Origin of the sequence: Streptomyces sp. SolWspMP-5a-2 (genome assembly GCF_900091845.1) — a bacterium.
GTDB classification, from domain to species: domain Bacteria; phylum Actinomycetota; class Actinomycetes; order Streptomycetales; family Streptomycetaceae; genus Streptomyces; species Streptomyces doudnae.
In genome coordinates, this window is the sequence record NZ_FMCI01000317.1 from 21,381 (window position 1) to 38,203 (window position 16,823).

Annotated in this window: 13 protein-coding genes, 1 tRNA gene and 1 pseudogene; 6 read left to right on the plus strand and 9 right to left on the minus strand. The window is 72.8% G+C overall.

Annotated elements, in window-relative coordinates; all coding sequences use genetic code 11:
* Positions 1-345: 345 nt before the first annotated feature.
* The 7 genes from rho to GA0115242_RS31235 all read right to left on the minus strand — a co-directional run bounded on the left by rho (position 346) and on the right by GA0115242_RS31235 (position 9,762).
* Positions 346-2,373 carry a transcription termination factor Rho gene (rho, locus tag GA0115242_RS31205; RefSeq protein ID WP_093834440.1) on the minus strand — a complete coding sequence of 676 codons (2,028 nt, stop codon included), beginning with the start codon at positions 2,371-2,373 and terminating at the stop codon, positions 346-348.
* A 408-nt stretch (positions 2,374-2,781) separates the two neighbouring features.
* Complete coding sequence (thrB, locus tag GA0115242_RS31210) at positions 2,782-3,699, minus strand: homoserine kinase (RefSeq protein ID WP_093834442.1); 918 nt, start codon at positions 3,697-3,699, stop codon at positions 2,782-2,784.
* Between the two features lie 309 nt (positions 3,700-4,008).
* Positions 4,009-5,067, minus strand: a complete 1,059-nt coding sequence (thrC, locus tag GA0115242_RS31215; protein ID WP_093834444.1) for a threonine synthase — start codon at positions 5,065-5,067, stop codon at positions 4,009-4,011.
* 6 nt (positions 5,068-5,073) lie between these two features.
* Complete coding sequence (locus GA0115242_RS31220) at positions 5,074-6,366, minus strand: homoserine dehydrogenase (protein ID WP_093834446.1); 1,293 nt, start codon at positions 6,364-6,366, stop codon at positions 5,074-5,076.
* A gap of 153 nt (positions 6,367-6,519) precedes the next feature.
* The gene (lysA, locus tag GA0115242_RS31225; RefSeq protein WP_093834448.1) at positions 6,520-7,911 is read right to left on the minus strand and encodes a diaminopimelate decarboxylase; all 1,392 of its coding nucleotides are present in this window, start codon (positions 7,909-7,911) and stop codon (positions 6,520-6,522) included.
* Positions 7,912-8,006: 95 nt separating this feature from the next.
* Positions 8,007-9,080, minus strand: coding sequence for an ArgS-related anticodon-binding protein NrtL (nrtL, locus tag GA0115242_RS31230; RefSeq protein WP_093834450.1), 1,074 nt, complete (start codon positions 9,078-9,080; stop codon positions 8,007-8,009).
* A 187-nt stretch (positions 9,081-9,267) separates the two neighbouring features.
* On the minus strand, positions 9,268-9,762 hold the full coding sequence (locus tag GA0115242_RS31235; RefSeq protein ID WP_370672334.1) for a response regulator: 495 nt from the start codon (positions 9,760-9,762) through the stop codon (positions 9,268-9,270).
* A 267-nt stretch (positions 9,763-10,029) separates the two neighbouring features.
* Between GA0115242_RS31235 and GA0115242_RS31240 the strand changes: the two genes are divergently transcribed.
* Positions 10,030-10,101, plus strand: a tRNA-Arg gene (locus tag GA0115242_RS31240).
* A 300-nt stretch (positions 10,102-10,401) separates the two neighbouring features.
* On the opposite strand, the gene GA0115242_RS31245 is transcribed toward GA0115242_RS31240, so the two are convergent.
* On the minus strand, positions 10,402-11,385 hold the full coding sequence (locus GA0115242_RS31245; protein WP_093834453.1) for a non-homologous end joining protein Ku: 984 nt from the start codon (positions 11,383-11,385) through the stop codon (positions 10,402-10,404).
* Positions 11,386-11,451: 66 nt separating this feature from the next.
* Between GA0115242_RS31245 and ligD the strand changes: the two genes are divergently transcribed.
* Positions 11,452-12,345, plus strand: coding sequence for a non-homologous end-joining DNA ligase (gene ligD, locus GA0115242_RS31250; protein ID WP_093834455.1), 894 nt, complete (start codon positions 11,452-11,454; stop codon positions 12,343-12,345).
* 24 nt (positions 12,346-12,369) lie between these two features.
* On the opposite strand, the gene GA0115242_RS31255 is transcribed toward ligD, so the two are convergent.
* Positions 12,370-13,176 (minus strand): nuclease-related domain-containing protein, encoded by an 807-nt coding sequence (locus GA0115242_RS31255; protein ID WP_093834457.1) that lies wholly within the window; start codon positions 13,174-13,176, stop codon positions 12,370-12,372.
* 98 nt (positions 13,177-13,274) lie between these two features.
* Here GA0115242_RS31255 and GA0115242_RS31260 point away from each other — a divergent pair, with 98 nt between their 5' ends.
* The 4 genes and pseudogenes from GA0115242_RS31260 to GA0115242_RS31275 all read left to right on the plus strand — a co-directional run bounded on the left by GA0115242_RS31260 (position 13,275) and on the right by GA0115242_RS31275 (position 16,819).
* On the plus strand, positions 13,275-13,781 hold the full coding sequence (locus GA0115242_RS31260; RefSeq protein ID WP_093834459.1) for a protein-tyrosine phosphatase family protein: 507 nt from the start codon (positions 13,275-13,277) through the stop codon (positions 13,779-13,781).
* 53 nt (positions 13,782-13,834) lie between these two features.
* Positions 13,835-14,698, plus strand: coding sequence for a hypothetical protein (locus tag GA0115242_RS31265; protein ID WP_093834461.1), 864 nt, complete (start codon positions 13,835-13,837; stop codon positions 14,696-14,698).
* Positions 14,695-15,912, plus strand: a pseudogene (locus GA0115242_RS31270) (histidine kinase dimerization/phospho-acceptor domain-containing protein); the annotation flags it as partial. The gene GA0115242_RS31265 and the pseudogene GA0115242_RS31270, both read left to right, overlap by 4 nt.
* 517 nt (positions 15,913-16,429) lie before the next feature.
* Complete coding sequence (locus GA0115242_RS31275) at positions 16,430-16,819, plus strand: SH3 domain-containing protein (protein ID WP_093834465.1); 390 nt, start codon at positions 16,430-16,432, stop codon at positions 16,817-16,819.
* The last annotated feature ends 4 nt before the right edge of the window (positions 16,820-16,823 follow it).

Below are 16,823 nucleotides of genomic sequence, written 5' to 3' on the forward strand. Positions count from 1 at the left end.
TCGCATCTCGTCCCGGTCGGTTACCCCCTGCGTTCAGGGACAGGTCTGGTCTTTTCGACCCTTACCGGACCATCCTCACCCCGCCAGGTCAGACGGGGAAACCGGAGAAAGCGTTGCACGGCACCCCATGGACACCCGGTGCCGAAGCGGACACGGCCGGTGACCGGAGGACCCGGACACGCCTCGCCGACCTGGGGTGACGGCACCGCGTGCCACCGGGTCCCGTTCCCCCGCGTACCCGGGCACATGTGGCAGAGGTCTCGCCCGCGGGGCGCCCCGGACGCACGAAAGAGGCGGCCCCCGTCACCGAGGTGACGGGGGCCGCCTGCGCGCCGGTGAGGACGGTCAGTCGCCGTTGCCGGGGGTGGGCGTCGTCTTCTGGATCTGCATCAGGAACTCGCCGTTGGACTTCGTCTGCTTCATCTTGTCCAGCAGCAGCTCGATCGCCTGCTGCTGGTCGAGCGCGTGCAGCACCCGGCGCAGCTTCCAGACCACGGCCAGCTCCTCGGCACCGAGCAGGATCTCCTCCTTGCGGGTGCCGGACGCGTCGACGTCCACCGCGGGGAAGATGCGCTTGTCGGCGAGCTTCCGGTCGAGCTTGAGCTCCATGTTGCCGGTGCCCTTGAACTCCTCGAAGATCACCTCGTCCATGCGGGACCCGGTGTCCACCAGGGCGGTGGCGAGGATGGTCAGCGAACCGCCGTCCTCGATGTTGCGGGCCGCACCGAAGAAGCGCTTCGGCGGGTACAGGGCCGTCGAGTCGACACCACCGGACAGGATGCGGCCGGAGGCCGGGGCGGCGAGGTTGTACGCGCGGCCCAGGCGGGTGATCGAGTCGAGCAGGACGACGACGTCGTGCCCCAGCTCCACCAGGCGCTTGGCGCGCTCGATGGCCAGCTCGGCGACGGTCGTGTGGTCCTCGGCGGGACGGTCGAAGGTCGAGGAGATGACCTCGCCCTTGACCGACCGCTGCATGTCGGTGACCTCTTCCGGACGCTCGTCGACCAGGACGACCATCAGGTGGCACTCGGGGTTGTTGTGCGTGATCGCGTTGGCGATCGCCTGCATGATCATGGTCTTGCCGGTCTTCGGCGGGGCCACGATCAGACCGCGCTGGCCCTTGCCGATCGGCGACACCATGTCGATGATCCGGGTGGTCAGCACGCCCGGGTCCGTCTCCAACCGGAGGCGGTCCTGCGGGTAGAGCGGCGTCAGCTTGTTGAACTCCGGCCGCCCGCGGCCGTGTTCGGGCGCCATGCCGTTGACGGAGTCGAGGCGGACCAGCGCGTTGAACTTCTCGCGGCGCTCGCCCTCCTTCGGCTGCCGGACCGCGCCGGTGACGTGATCGCCCTTGCGCAGACCGTTCTTGCGGACCTGCGCGAGGGAGACGTACACGTCGTTCGGGCCCGGCAGGTAGCCGGAGGTGCGGATGAACGCGTAGTTGTCGAGGATGTCGAGGATGCCCGCGACGGGGATCAGCACGTCGTCGTCGGCGACCTGCGGCTCGGCGACGTCGTCACGGCCACGGCGACCGCGGCGGTCGCGGTAGCGGCCGCGACGGCCACGGCGGCCGCCCTCGAAGTCGTCGTCGTCCTGCGGGCCGTTGTTGCGGTCCTGCGGGCCGTTGCCGCGGTCCTGGCGCTCCTGCCGGTCCTGACGGCCGCCGCCCTGCTGCTGGCGCTGGCCGCCCTGACCCTGGCCGCCCTGGCCCTGCTGGTCGTCGCCCTTGCCGCGGCGGTCGCGGTCCCGGCCGCGGTCGCGGTCCCGGCGGTCGCGGCGGCCACGGCCCTCGGCGTCCCCGGCGTCGCCCTGCGCCTCGGCCTTCGGCTCGCTCTTGGCCTCGGCGGCGTTCTCGGCGCCCGCGGGGCTGCCCGCGTCGGCGGTGGCACGGCGGCGACGGCGCTCGGCGGGAGCGTCGTCCCCGGCGCGCTCGGCGTCGCCCGCGCGCGAGGGGCCGCCGGCCGGCTGGCCGGGGATGTCGATCTGCTGCTGGGCCGCGGCCTTGTCGGCGGGGGCCTCGGCGGCCGCCTTCTTCTCCGCGACGGCGGCGGACTCCTCGCCGGTGCGGGCCTTGGAGGTGGCCCGGCGCTTCGGCTTGGTCTCGGGGGCGGCGTCGGCCTTGGCCGGAGCGGCCGAGCCGCCCGCCTGCGCCTCCTTGATGACCTCGATCAGCTGGCTCTTGCGCATCCGCGCGGTGCCCCTGATGCCGAGGCCCGAGGCGACCTGCTGAAGCTCGGCCAGCACCATGCCGTCGAGGCCGGTACCGCGGCGCCGCCGGGAGCCGGCACCGGTGGCAGGCGCGGAGGCGTCCGTGGCGGGCGCGGCAGCGGTCTCCTCGACACGCGCGCCCATCAGATCGGTGGTGTCGCTCACGAAGGGTCCTTCCCTGGAGCGGACGTCGGCCTGTCTGGCTCGGCGACCGGTTGTGCTGTCCGGCTGCGGTCCTTGCTGTGTGGACCGTGCCGGGGCGGTGTACCGCCTTGGCGGCGGAGGAAATTTCTGGTGATGGCGCTTCCCGAAGACGTGGCACCGAGTGTCCGTGTCACGAGGCTTGGTCGCACCAGTTCCGGAGCGTGCCCGGCAAGTCGCTCAGTGCCGACGCACGAGGTACCGCTCAGGTACGTCGTACGGAACACCGTGCGGCTTGGGAGGCTCCCGGAAGAATGTCTGTCCCGGACGGGGACACGAAGCACCTCGCCATGGTGGGGTCGGGTGCAGACTTGAGATTAACACTACCGGATCCAACAAACATTCCCCCTCTCGAAATCCGGCAACCGGGTGTCAGGGCGCAAGCGGGAGCACGCTCGCTCCCCGGGCGTCGAGCTGCAACCGGTTCGCGGCCCAGCCCTCGCCCGCCAGATGGGCGACCTTGTCGGCGCTCGCCGCGTCCGCCAGCGCGAGGACCGTGGGGCCCGCGCCGGAGATGACGGCCGGCACGCCGTCGACCCGCAGCCGCTCCACCAGCGCCGCGCTCTCCGGCATCGCCGGGGCGCGGTACTCCTGGTGCAGCCGGTCCTCGGTGGCGGGCAGCAGCAGTTCGGGACGGCGGGTGAGGGCCTCGACGAGCAGCGCGGCCCGGCCCGCGTTGGCGGCGGCGTCGACGTGCGGCACGGAGCGCGGCAGCAGACCGCGCGCGGTCTCCGTCAGCACCGGCTTGCCCGGCACGAAAACCACCGGAACGATGGAATCGGCGGGCTCCATCCTGATCGCGCGCGCGGCGCCCGACTCCATCCAGGAGAGCGTGAACCCGCCGAGCAGGCAGGCGGCCACGTTGTCCGGGTGCCCCTCGATCTCGGTGGCCAGCTCCAGCAGCGCGGCGTCGTCGAGCCTGGACTCGCCGCCTATCGTCACGGCACGGGCGGCGACGATGCCGGCGCAGATCGCGGCCGACGAGGAGCCGAGGCCGCGGCCGTGCGGGATGCGGTTGGCGCACACGATCTCCAGGCCCCGGGGCTGTCCGCCCAGCAGGTCGAAGGCGGTGCGCAGGGAGCGGACGAGCAGGTGGTTCTCGTCGCGGGGCAGCGTCGCGCCGCCCTCACCGGCGATGTCGATGTGCAGCCCTGAGTCGGCCACCCGGACGACCACGTCGTCGTAGAGCCCCAGCGACAGGCCGAGGGCGTCGAAGCCGGGACCGAGGTTGGCGCTGGTGGCGGGGGTGCGCACCCGGACGGCGGCGGCGCGGAAGGCGGGACCGGCCATCGCTCGATGACTCTCCTTGAGCTGCGTGATTGTCGAAGACACTCGATGACATTCGATACGTACGGGGAGACCCAGGGGCCGCGGAAACGGCGAGGCACCGCGGATATGCGGAGGCATATGCTGCGGGCGGGTTCGGTACAGCCTATCGAAGGAAGGTTCTGTGGCGACATAGGGCGCACAGGAGGCGCACGATGCGTGTCGTAAGCCCCTCGTGCCCCTTTCCCAGCGCTTTCCCGTCCCGGGTCCGCCCGGAGCGCCCCCGGCGAAGCGGCTCGGCGCCTCGCCCGGAGCACCCCGGGGACGGAGCGGTCAGCCCAGACCGAGGCGCTCGGCCGCCGTCACCGCGTCGACCGGGACGGTCACCGGCTGCGGGGCACCGGCCACGGCCCAGTCGGGGTCCTTGAGCCCGTTGCCGGTCACGGTGCAGACGATGCGCTGGCCCGGGTCGACCCTGCCCTCCTCGGCGGCCTTCAGCAGACCGGCGACCGACGCGGCCGACGCGGGCTCCACGAAGACGCCCTCCTGCGCCGCCAACAGCCGGTAGGCGCGCAGGATCTCACGGTCCGTCACCTCGTCGATGCGGCCGCCCGACTCGTCCCGCGCGGCCAGCGCGTACTGCCAGGAGGCGGGGTTGCCGATGCGGATCGCGGTGGCGATCGTCGAGGGGTCCTTGACCACCTCGCCGCGCACGATCGGGGCGCTGCCGGAGGCCTGGTAGCCCCACATCCGCGGGGTCCTGGTGGCGATGCCGTCGGCCGCGTACTCGCGGTAGCCCTTCCAGTACGCGGTGATGTTGCCCGCGTTGCCGACCGGCAGCACGTGGATGTCGGGGGCGTCGCCGAGCATGTCGACGATCTCGAAGGCGGCCGTCTTCTGGCCCTCGATGCGCACCGGGTTGACCGAATTGACCAGCGCCACCGGGTAGTTGTCGCTGAGCGAGCGGGCCAGCGTGAGGCAGTCGTCGAAGTTGCCGTCGACCTGGAGGATCTTCGCGCCGTGCACGAGGGCCTGGCCCATCTTGCCGAGCGCGATCTTGCCCTGCGGGACCAGCACGGCGCAGACCATCCCGGCCCGCACCGCGTACGCGGCGGCGCTCGCCGACGTGTTGCCGGTGGAGGCGCAGATGACCGCCTTCGCGCCCTCCTCCTTGGCCCGGGTGATGGCCATCGTCATCCCGCGGTCCTTGAAGGAGCCGGTCGGGTTGGCGCCCTCCACCTTCAGGTGGACCTCGCAGCCGGTGCGCTCGGAGAGGAGCTGCGCGGGGACGAGCGGCGTGCCGCCCTCGCGGAGCGTCACGACCGGCGTGCTGTCGGAGACGGGCAGCCGGTCCCGGTACTCCTCGATGATTCCGCGCCACTGGTGGGTCATTGCTCGTTACTCCCCTTCAACCCGCATGATGCTGGCGACACCCCGCACGGTGTCGAGCTTGCGCAGCGCCTCGACGGTCCCGCTGAGGGAGGCGTCGGACGCGCGGTGGGTGACGACGACGAGCGATGCCTCGCCGTCCTTGCCCTTCTGCCGGACGGTGTCGATCGACACCCCGTGCTCCGCGAAGACGGTGGCCACCTGCGCCAGGACGCCGGGCTTGTCGGCGACGTCGAGGCTGATGTGGTAGCGGGTGACGACGTCACCCATCGGCGACACGGTCAGCGCCGCGTACGCCGACTCGCCCGGTCCCGTCGCGCCGTTGAGACGGTTGCGGCACACGGCGACGAGGTCGCCGAGCACGGCGGAGGCGGTCGGGGCGCCACCGGCGCCCGGACCGTAGAACATCAGCTGCCCGGCCGCGTCGGACTCGACGAAGACGGCGTTGTACGCGCCGCGCACGGAGGCCAGCGGGTGGGTCAGCGGGATCATCGCGGGGTGCACGCGCGCGGTGACCGAGGCGCCGTCGGCGGCCCGTTCGCAGATGGCCAGCAGCTTGATGGTGCAGCCCATGTTCTTGGCGGAGGCGAAGTCGGCGGCGGTCACCTCCGTCATGCCCTCGCGGTAGACGTCGTCGAGGCGCACCCGGGTGTGGAAGGCGATCCCGGCGAGGATGGCGGCCTTGGCGGCGGCGTCGAAGCCCTCGACGTCGGCGGTCGGGTCGGCCTCGGCGTACCCCAGCGCGGTCGCCTCGTCCAGGGCCTCCTGGTACCCGGCGCCGGTGGTGTCCATCTTGTCGAGGATGAAGTTGGTGGTGCCGTTGACGATGCCGAGGACCCGGTTGACCTTGTCCCCGGCGAGGGACTCGCGCAGCGGGCGGATCAGCGGGATGGCACCGGCGACGGCGGCCTCGTAGTACAGGTCGCGGCCGTGCTCGCCGGCCGCCGCGTGCAGAGCGGCGCCGTCCTGTGCGAGCAGCGCCTTGTTGGCGGAGACCACGGAGGCGCCGTGCTCGAAGGCGGTGGTGATGAGCGAGCGGGCGGGCTCGATGCCGCCGATGACCTCGACGACGACGTCGATGTCGCCACGCTTGACGAGCGCGGTGGCGTCCGTGGTGACCAGCTCGGCCGGGATGCCCTCGCGCACCTTGGAGGGGCGCCGCACGGCGACCCCGGCCAGCTCGATCGGGGCGCCGATCCGGGCGGCGAGGTCGGCGGCGTGCGTCGTCATGATGCGCGCCACCTCTGAGCCGACCACTCCACAGCCCAGCAGCGCCACTTTCAGCGGACGCGTACGCATCATCCGACCTCGTTTCCTCATACCGTCTACGGTGGGACCAGTCTCACTCACCGGACGGGACTTTCTGCGCCGGGTCCGGATTGTGAGACGTTTATTCCATTTTGCCGTGGGCCCTGGACCGCAGATCTTCCGCCTGGGAGACCGGCCCCGGCCCGGTCAGCCGACGTCGAGCCGCAGCAGGTCCTCCTCGGTCTCCCGGCGCACGACGACCCGCGCCTCGCCGTCCCGGACGGCGACGACCGGCGGGCGCAGCACATGGTTGTAGTTGCTGGCCATCGACCGGCAGTAGGCGCCCGTCGCCGGTACGGCGAGGAGGTCGCCCGGCGCCAGGTCGGCGGGGAGGAACGCGTCCTTCACCACGATGTCGCCGCTCTCGCAGTGCTTGCCGACGACGCGGGCGAGCATCGGTCCGGCGTCGCTGGTCCGGGAGACCAGGGCGACGCTGTACTCGGCGTCGTAGAGCGCGGTGCGGATGTTGTCGGACATGCCCCCGTCGACGGAGACGTAGGTGCGCAGCCCCTCCAGCTGCTTGGTGGTGCCCACCTCGTACAGCGTGAAGGCGGTGGGGCCGACGATCGCGCGGCCGGGCTCGACCGAGATGCGGGGCGTGCGCAGCCGCGCGGCCTCGCACGCGCGCGTGACGATCTCGTGCAGCGCCTTGGCGATCTCGTGCGGCTCGCGCGGGTCGTCGTCGCTGGTGTAGGCGATGCCGAGGCCGCCGCCGAGGTCGATCTCGGGCAGTTCGACGCCGTGCTCGTCGCGGACGTCCTTGAGCAGTCCGACGACGCGCTGCGCGGCGACCTCGAAGCCGGACATGTCGAAGATCTGCGAGCCGATGTGCGAGTGGATGCCGATGACGTCGAGGCCGTCGAGCTGCAGCGCCCTGCGGACCGCCTCGGCGGCCTGCCCGCCGGCCAGCGGGATGCCGAACTTCTGGTCCTCGTGGGCGGTCGCGATGAACTCGTGGGTGTGCGCCTCGACGCCGACGGTGACGCGGATCTGCACCGGCTGCCGCTTGCCGAGCGACCGCGCGATGTGCGCGACCCGCACGATCTCCTGGAAGGAGTCGAGGACGATCCGCCCGACCCCGGCGCGCACGGCGCGCTCGATCTCCTCGGGCGACTTGTTGTTGCCGTGGAAGGCGATCCGCTCGGCGGGCATCCCGGCGGAGAGCGCGGTGGCCAGTTCGCCTCCGGAGCAGACGTCGAGGTTCAGCCCCTCCTCGTGCAGCCAGCGCACGACGGCCCGGGACAGGAACGCCTTGCCCGCGTAGAAGACGTCGGCGTCGGCCCCGAACGCGGTCCGCCAGGCGCGGGCGCGGGCGCGGAAGTCCGCCTCGTCCAGGACGTAGGCGGGGGTGCCGAACTCCTCGGCGAGCGCCTTGACGTCGACGCCGCCGACGGTGACGACCCCGTCCGCGTTCCGCTCGACGGTCTGCGACCAGACCTTCGGGTCGAGGGAGTTGAGGTCGGTGGGCGGCGCGGAGTAGTGCCCCTCGGGCAGGACGTCGGCGTGCCGGGGACCGGCGGGGTGTGCGGAACGGCTCATGACTGGGCTCTCTGGCTCTCTACGGGTTCTCTGTGCTCAGGGCGCGCGCGGGGGCTCACGGCGGTGTGAGGGCGTCGGCGGTGGCCATGGGTGACTCAGAGGTGGTCGGGTGCGTCGATGCCGAGCAGGGACAGGCCACCGGCGAGCACCGCCCCGGCGGCTTCGGCGAGCGCGAGCCGGGCACGGTGGGCGGCCGAGGGTTTCTCGTCGCCGCGCGGCAGCACGTCGGCGAGCAGCGGCAGCGAGGCGTCGGCGACGGCGACGAGGTGCCGGGTGAGCCGGTCGGGGGCGCGGGTGTCCGCGGCGCGGCGCAGCACCCGCGGGTGGTCGGCGAGCAGCGCGAGCAGCTCCGCGTCGGCGGCACCGGTGTCGCCGGGGAGCGGGCGGAGCCCGAGGTCGGAGCCGCCCCGCAGGACGGCACGGGCGCGGGCGTGCGCGTACCTGACGCGGAACAGGGGGTTGCTCTCCCGCTGCACCAGGTGCTCGCCGCCGAGCCGGACGCGGTCCTGCGGGGCGGGATGCAGCAGGGCCCACCGCCCGGCGTCCCGCCCGAGCACGAGGGGATCCCCCGAGCAGCGCCGGACCCGCACCGGATGCTCCGGCCCGCTCTTCCCCGCGGGGACGTCGTCGCGGAAGAGAGCGGCATCGACCCGGAGCGCGTCGGTCCACGCGCCCCCGGGTGCCCCGTCGGGACACCGAGCGCGCACGACGGCGCCCTGCGCGCGCAGCAACCGGGCGACGACGTCCGTGACGACGACGGAACGGACGTCACCGGGGCAGAGCAGCACCTGCGAGGAGCCGTCGGAGCCACCGGGGGCACCACTCGGAGCGAACCCGTACCGGGACCCGTGCCGCAGGACGTCGGCGACGAGGTCGGCGGAGACGCTGTCCCGCAGCCGCATGTTCAGGAACCCGGGACCGGTGACGACGACGTCGTCGATGCCGTCGAGGCCGACCAGCCGGGGCCGCAGGAGTTCGGCGACCCGCAGCGGGGGCTGCCCGGCGGGCCGGGCGAGCTGGAGCGCGACGTTGGTGGCGTAGTCCCCCCACCCGCCGGCCCCGGGAACGGTGACGACGACCCGCTCCGGAACGGCGACGCGCAGCACCCCGTCATCGACGGCACGCCGCACCGCGCGCAGCACGGTACGGGAGAGGTCGACGGAGGTCACGGATCCAGCGTAGGGGAGAAGGGGGGTGATCACGCGACCCGTTTCACGGGGGTCCCGAGATGTGGACGGGGAGGGGGCGCACCGGGTGGTGGGAGCGCCCCCGGAAGGGTGAAGGCGCGGGCGGCGGAGGTGTGACGCGGGACCGGACCGACGAGGCGCCGACCGGAGCGGCTCCGCTCGCGGGGGTTCAGCCCCCGGAGTGCCCGGCCCGCTCGGTCTCCCCCAGTTCGAGGACGTCGGCGCCGAGGCCGTCCCGGTCCTCCGCCTCGCCACGGTCCTCGCGGCTGTCGGAACCGTCACGCGGGTCCTGCTGCTCCCTCTGGAGCCGCCGGGAGTGGACCAACCGCGTGACGAGCCGCACGAGTTCGGCGGGTTCGAAGGGTTTGGGGAGGAAGGCGTCGACGCCCACGTCGAGACCGCTGTCGACCTCGAAGGGGGTGCACGCGCTGATGATGGCGAGGGGGAGGTCATGGGTCCGAGGGTCGGAACGCAGCCGGGCGGCGGTCCGCAGACCGTCCAGCCGGGGCATGACGACGTCCAGGGTGACGGCGTCCGGCCGCACCTGGTGAACGACGTCGAGACACTCGGCACCATCGGCCGCGGTCACGACCTCGAACCCCTCGAGTTCGAGATTGACCCTGATCAACTGCCGGATGACCTTGTTGTCGTCCACAACAAGCACCCGGCCCGACGCTCCTGGCACAACTCGAGAGTAGGTCGCGACGCCCCACCGCGTCCGGCTTTTCCTCACTTCCACCCCTTGAGGGGGGAAGCCGGCGGCAGGACGGCTGGGGTGGGAACCAGGGCCGGCGGGGCAGGAGTCCGACGGCACGGCGACCCCGCCGGACCAGGCGGGGAAGGGCGCGGCGACGCCGGTAAACCCGTTCATGAACACCCCGAAGGAGCTGGTAGGGTTCTACCCGTCGCCGCCAAGCAAGGCAGCGGACACGCCCCCGTAGCTCAGGGGATAGAGCAACGGCCTCCGGAGCCGTGTGCGCAGGTTCGAATCCTGCCGGGGGCACTTCGCAAGGAGTGCCCGAAGACCCCGTCATCAGCGGTAGCGCTGATGACGGGGTCTTCGCGTATCTACAGGGCGATTGGTGCCGCGAGTAGGTCTTTTGCGGTGATCACGTGGTGAATCAGATAGAAGATCCAGTTTCTCAAGCCCAGCGCTGCGGCCGCTCATCACCCAGTGACCACCTGCCGCATGGCCCTGCGGCTCGCCTCCATGACCGACCTCAGCTGTCCACGGGCGACCGCACAGATGATGCTGCCCGCGCACGTCCACGAGGTTGTCCCGGTCTTCGGGCGAGGTCCTCGGTCACGCTGATTTTCTGCGTGGGGTTGTCTTTTTTGGGGGTGTTGCTGTTTTCTTTGCTGTTGTCTTTTTTGTTGATGCCGTCGATTTTTTCGGGGGTGTTGCCTTCTTTGTCGTTCTCTTTGTCGATGTCGACTTCTTGGGCTCCGGGGTCTTCGGGGTGCGGGCGGTCTTCTTCTGGGGGTGGAGGGGCTTCACCTCCGCCTCCTCCGTCCTCGTCTCCTTCGCGTCCTTGACGCTCTTCTCCAGCGCCGCCATCAGGTCGAGCACCTTGCCCGCGCCCGTGTGTTCGGGCAGGGACGGCGGGGTGTCCCCCGTCGCCTTCGCCGCCAGGACCTCCTCCAGGGCCTCCCGGTACTCGTCGTGCAGGTCCGTCAGCTCGACCTCGCCCAGCGTGTTCATCAGGGCGTCCGCCAGGTCGAGTTCCTTGTCGTTGACCGTGACGTCGGTCTCCGGGGCCACTCCCTCGGGGGCGCGGACCTCGTCGGGCCACAGCAGGGCGTGCATCGCGATCGCGTCCTCCACCACCCGCAGCATCCCGAGACGCTCCCGGCCGCGCAGGGCGTACTTGGCGATCGCCACCTTGTTGCTGCGCTTGAGCGCCTCGCGCAGCAGGGTGTACGGCTTCGCCGCGGCGGCGCCGCCCGCCGCGAGGTAGTACGCGGCGTCCATCTGGAGCGGGTCGATGCGGTCCGCGGGGACGAACGCCACGATCTCGATCGTCTTCGCCGTCGGCAGCGGCAGGCTCGCCAGGTCGTCGTCGGTGATCGCCACGATGCTGCCGTCGGCGTCCTCGTACCCCTTGCCGATCTCCGCCGCCGAGACCTCGCGGTCCTCCAGGTCGCAGAACTTGCGGTACCTGATCCGGCCGCCGTCCTCGGTGTGGATCTGCCGGAAGGAGATCGAGTGGCTCTCGGTCGCGTTCACCAGCTTGATCGGGATGCTGACCAGGCCGAACGAGATGGCGCCGTTCCATATGGATCTCACGTGCCCGTCCTTCGCGTGGAGGAGGTCTGCCGGTGTTACGCGGCTTCTGCGTGGGATTCTTAGTTTATGTCGCCCATCACCATCGTGGCGGGGAGACGGCTCTCCGTCAGCAATCTGGACAAGGTCCTCTATCCCGCCACCGGGTTCACCAAGGGCGAGGTGCTGCACTACTACGCGGTCGTCGCCGACGTGCTGCTGCCGCATCTGCGGGACCGGCCCGTCTCGTTCCTGCGGTACCCGGACGGGCCGGGCGGCCAGCGGTTCTTCACCAAGAACGTTCCGCCCGGTACCCCCGAGTGGGTCACCACCGCCGAGGTGCCGCGGTCGGAGGGCCCCGCGCGAATGGTCGTCCTGGACGATCTGGCGGCGCTGATGTGGGCCGCCAACCTGGTCACCGAGTTCCACACCCCGCAGTGGGTTCTCGCGGCGCCCGGGGAGGCCGACCGGATCGTCTTCGACCTCGACCCGGGGGCGCCCGCGAGCGTCGTCGAGTGCTGTGCCGTCGCCGTGTGGCTGCGGGAGCGGCTGCGCGCGGACGGGATCGAGGCGTACGCCAAGACCTCGGGGGCCAAGGGGCTGCATCTGCTCGCCGGGGTGCGCGGGGCGTCGTCCGCCGAGGTCAGCGCCTATGCCAAGCGGCTGGCCCTGGAGGCCGAGCGGGCCATGCCCCGGCAGGTCCTGCACCGGATGACGCGGAGTCTGCGGGCCGGGAAGGTCTTCGTCGACTGGAGTCAGAACGCCGGCCGGAAGACCACCGCCACCCCGTACACCCTGCGCGCCCGCGACGAGCCGACCGTCTCGGCGCCCGTCACCTGGCAGGAGGTCGAGGAGTGCCGCGACCCGGGGCAGCTCGCCTTCGCGGCCGACGACATCCCGGAGCGGCTGCGGCGGTTCGGGGATCTGCTCGCGCCGCTCCTCACGACCGGCCCCGGCACCGGAACCGTCCCGCCGACCGGCTGAAGGCCGCGGGGAGGCCGCGGATTCTCATGCCCCGCGCCATGTTCCCCGGTCTCTGGCCATCGCGTGGAGCGCCTCCACGTCGGACGGCTTCAGGGACGCCCCCGCCTTGGCCAGGGCCGTCTCCAGCTCGGTCTCGCGCAGCACCCGCAGACCGCGCGGCGAAGGGGAGACGGCGATCCCTGCCGCGGCGTAGACGGCGAGCACGGGACGCACCTCGGCCGTCAGGGCGTAGGAGACGCGGGCCGCGTTCGCACGGGCCCGGCGCGGCAGCGGGCGGGTGTCCCGGCGCCCCACGGTGACCAGGGGGTCGGCGACGGTCACCCGCTGTCTGCGGGCGTACAGGGTGTGGACGGCGTAGAGGCCGCCGGGGCCGATGGCGAGGTGGTGGACGCGGTCGCCGCCGGGGAGCGTGATCGAGTGCAGGGTGCGCCAGCCCGCGCCCTCCAGGGCGTCCAGCGCGCCGCCGACCGCCTGCTCCGCCTCCAGCGCCCGGCGGCGCGGGTCGGGGCGCAGCCGGTGCGGGGCGGCGGGGGCGCGGTCCAGGGCGGTGTGCAGGGCCTCGCCCGGACGGTTGGGCGCCAGGTCGTCGTCCGGGTGGAGGGAGAGCCTGATCAGGTCGGCGGCGGTGGGGACCGGGGGCGGCCCTACCGTGTAGCGGCCGGTGAGGAAGGGGCCGAGGGCCTCCAGGACGTCGGCCCTGTCGGCCTCGCTGAGGAGGTTGACCCTGGCCGTCTCCCTGTCGTACCAGGCGACGTTCCTGCCGTCGGTGAGGCAGACGTAGAGCCGTTCCTGTCCGTGCCGCCGGGCCGGTACGACTCGCAGTGCGCTCATCCGGCATCACCCCCCGACCATGGGAACAGGCGGGGTGCTCCAGAGGCAAGAACGCGGTTACCTTTGAGGACGGTTGAGGTGCAGTGGGGGAGGCGTTGTTGCGTACCCGCAGGAAGCAACCCGACGTACCGGCTCCGGACGCCCCGTGGAGCGAGATCGTGCCCGGCCTGTGGATGGGCGGGCACGAGTTCAGGGGGAGTTCGGGAGAGCGGGAGTTCGCCGTCGTCCGCGACGAGTTCGATCTCGTCCAGAGTCTGCTGAGGCTGCCGGGGCTGGGTCCCGATCCCGGTGTGGAGCACCATGTGTGGCCGATTCCCGACGGTCCGCTGGACGGGACGCAGCTGACCGGGGTGATCAGGCTCGCGCGGGCCGCGCACGAGGCGCTGGACGAGGGGCGCCAGGTGCTGGTCCGCTGCTACCACGGTTACAACCGGTCCGGTCTCGTGGTGGCGCACACCCTGGTCCGCGGCGGGTGCTCCACGGAGGAGGCGATCCGGCTGATCAGGACCAGGCGGTCGCCGTGGGCCCTGCACAACGACCTGTTCGTCGACTACCTGCGGGCCGGTCTGCCCACCGCGCGACTGCTGGAGGAGCTGACCGAGTAGCGGACGAATAGGGTGTACCGGGTCACCTCCCTTCTTCCGGCCACTGGAGTACCGTGCCCCGCTTCCGCCCCGTGCGTGCCCTGCTGGCCGCCGGCCTGCTGGCCGCGGCCGCGGTCGGCTGCGGCGACGCGGGCGAGCTGGAGAGCGCGGGCGCGACGCCCACCGCGACCAGTCCGGCCCGGTTGTGGCCGGATCTCGCGCCCGCGTCCAGTCCGGCCTGGAACTACGACGACGGCCGGTCCGAGGTGATGCGGGGCGTCACCGTGCCCGGCGGCGACATCCGCCGGGTGGACCCGGTGGCGGTCGTCCGGGCGGAGATCCGGCAGCACCCGAATGCGTACACCAGTCCGAAAGCGGCCTACCGGGAGACCGCCCGCCGGACGGCCGACTGCGGCGACGGCGCCGGGCACGGGCGGTGCCCGGTCCTCACGCCGTACTACCGCGACCTCACCGGCGACGGGCGCGAGGAGCTGACCCTGGGGTTCCGGCTGCTGCCGGGGGACCAGACGGCCGTCCGCGTGTACACGGTCGCCTCGGGACAACTGGTCCAGGTCATGTCCAACGACGACGCGATCAGCTCCGTCGAGCTGGCCGGGCGGTCGGTGATCATCCACGCGCCGTCCGACATCTCGGACTACGAGTACCGCTTCCAGTGGACCTGGGACCCCGACCAGCACCTCATGCTCCTCACCCACGACGAGATGATCCGCATCGGGCGCGAGGGGCACACCGCCGCCCCGCCGCCCCGGCGCCCCGCTCCCCCACCGTCCCCAACATCCCCGCCGTCCCCGGCATCCCCGCCGTCCCCGGCAACCCCGGCATCCCCGCCGTTCTCGGCCCCATCTTCGCCGTCCTCCTCGCCTTCTTCGGCGTCCTCGCCGCCGCCGTCGTCCGGACGCTTCGCGAGCGCGCGATGAAGGTCGCGCTCCCCCAGTGGGCCGGGGCGCTCGCCGTGAAGTCGGCCCTCTTCATCACCGTGATGTGCTGCGCGCTCGCCGCGCTGCTCGGCGTCCTGGTGCACGTCTCCGTCACCCACCAGACCGTCGGCGAGGCCCGCGCGACCGCGCTCTCCCGGCTGGCAGACGCGACCGAGGCGTACGAGGCCGGTGACACCCTGGCCCCCGGCGCCGCCGTCGATCCGCCGCTGCTGCCCGCCTCGCTGCGCGCCCTCGCGGTGGGCGGGGAGCGCGGCACGCTCGTCGGCGAGGTGGACGGGCGGCCGACGATGTGGGCGGCCGGGCCCGCCGACCACGACCGCGCGCTGGCCGTCGAGGTCGACTACGCGCAGCAGTCCCGGACCATCGCCGGGCTCGACCGCGCGATCCTGTGGTCGTCGCTGCTCGCCATCGGGGCGACGCTGCTGGTGGGGGCGTTCGCGGTGACCCGGGTGACCCGGCGGCTGCACGCTACCGCCCGGGTCGCGCGGCGGATCACCGCGGGCGACCTGGACGCGCGGGTGGACGACCCGCTGGCCCGGGAACCGTCGCGACCGCAGGACGAGGTGGCCGCCGTCGCCGTCGCGCTGGACTCGATGGCTGCGTCGTTGCAGGGCAAGCTGCTGAGCGAGCAGCGGTTCACCGCGGACGTCGCCCACGAGCTGCGCACCCCGCTGACCGGGCTGCACGCGGCGGCCGAACTGCTGCCGCCCGGCCGCCCGACCGAGCTGGTGCGGGACCGGGTGGCGGCGCTGCGCACCCTCACCGAGGACCTGCTGGAGATCTCCCGCCTGGACACCGGGCGGGAGCGGCTCGACCTGGACACCGAGGCGCTCGGCGCGGTGGCCGGGCGCGTGGTGCGGGCGGCGGCCCAGACCGGCGCCGGGGAGACCGAGGTCGTCGTGGTGCGGGACGCGCGCGTGGAGACCGACCGGCGGCGGCTGGAGCGGGTGCTCGGCAACCTCGTCGCGAACGCGCACCGGCACGGGCGGGGGCCGGTGGTGCTGACGGTCGACGGGCCCGTCGTCACCGTGCGGGACCACGGGGACGGCTATCCCGGGTACCTGGTCGCGCACGGGCCGCAGCGGTTCCGCACCGAGGGCGGCGCGACCGGGCACGGCCTCGGGCTGACCATCGCCCTCGGCCAGGCCGAAGTGCTGGGCGCCCGCCTGGAGTTCGGCAACGCGCCGCCCGGCACCGGCGACGCGGACGCGGACCTCACGGAGGGGGCGAGCGGTGCGGAGGACGGCCGGGGAGCGGCGGGAAAGGGTGCGGGCGGGGGCGCGCGGCGGAGCGGGGGCGCGGTGGCCACGCTGACCCTGCCCGGGTCCGTGGACGGCGGCGCGGAGCGTACCCGTACCGCGGATCCCGTCGCTGGCAGCACCGCGGACGGCAGTGCGGAGCGCAGTGCGGACCGCACGGACGGCGGCGGCAGCGGTGGCGAGGGCCCCAGTGACAGCACCGGCGGGGACAGCGGCACCGGCAACGGCACCGGCTGACGGCTGACGGCTGACGGCTGACGGCCTCCAGCGTCACCGGCGTTTCCGGTGTCCCGCCCCCGTCACTCCCGTCACCGGCGTGCCCCGCTCCCGTGCCCCCCTCTCCGTCGGGTGCGGGTGGCGGGGCTCCGATGGCCCAGTGTGAGGAGCGGGGGGCGGCGGGGGCTCCTAGGGTGGCGATCAGTCGGCTTCGTCCTTTTCACGGAGGTGCCCCATGTCCCTGCGCTCCTCGCTCACCCGCCTCGCCATAGCCACCGCCGCGGGCGTGCTCGTCGCCTCGGCCGCCGCCGCCCCGGCCGTCGCGGACGACGGCTGGGACGGCGACGGCGGCGGCCACAGCCGTCACGACGGGAGCGGCGACGCCAACCGTCCGCACCGCACCTGGGGCAGGGTGACGGCGAGCGAGCTGCTGCTGCGCAGCCGTCCTGACCGGCACAGCGAGGTGATCCGGGTCGCCCACCGCGGCGAGCGGGTCCCGATCGACTGCCAGACGAAGGGGCAGTATGTCGAGGGCACCCGCCTCTGGTACCTGCTCACCGACGGCACCTGGGCCTGGGGCTCGGCCCGCTACATCGACACCGAGCGGACGCCACGCTGGTGCTGACGCC

Excerpts from the sequence above, each read along its gene's own strand:
- GA0115242_RS31255 (WP_093834457.1), bottom strand. The coding sequence starts at position 13,176 with ATGAGCGCACTGCGAGTCGTACCGGCCCGGCGGCACGGACAGGAACGG.
- lysA (WP_093834448.1), bottom strand. The coding sequence starts at position 7,911 with ATGAGCCGTTCCGCACACCCCGCCGGTCCCCGGCACGCCGACGTCCTG.
- ligD (WP_093834455.1), top strand. The coding sequence starts at position 11,452 with ATGTCGCCCATCACCATCGTGGCGGGGAGACGGCTCTCCGTCAGCAAT.
- GA0115242_RS31275 (WP_093834465.1), top strand. The coding sequence starts at position 16,430 with ATGTCCCTGCGCTCCTCGCTCACCCGCCTCGCCATAGCCACCGCCGCG.
- GA0115242_RS31220 (WP_093834446.1), bottom strand. The coding sequence starts at position 6,366 with ATGATGCGTACGCGTCCGCTGAAAGTGGCGCTGCTGGGCTGTGGAGTG.
- thrB (WP_093834442.1), bottom strand. The coding sequence starts at position 3,699 with ATGGCCGGTCCCGCCTTCCGCGCCGCCGCCGTCCGGGTGCGCACCCCC.
- thrC (WP_093834444.1), bottom strand. The coding sequence starts at position 5,067 with ATGACCCACCAGTGGCGCGGAATCATCGAGGAGTACCGGGACCGGCTG.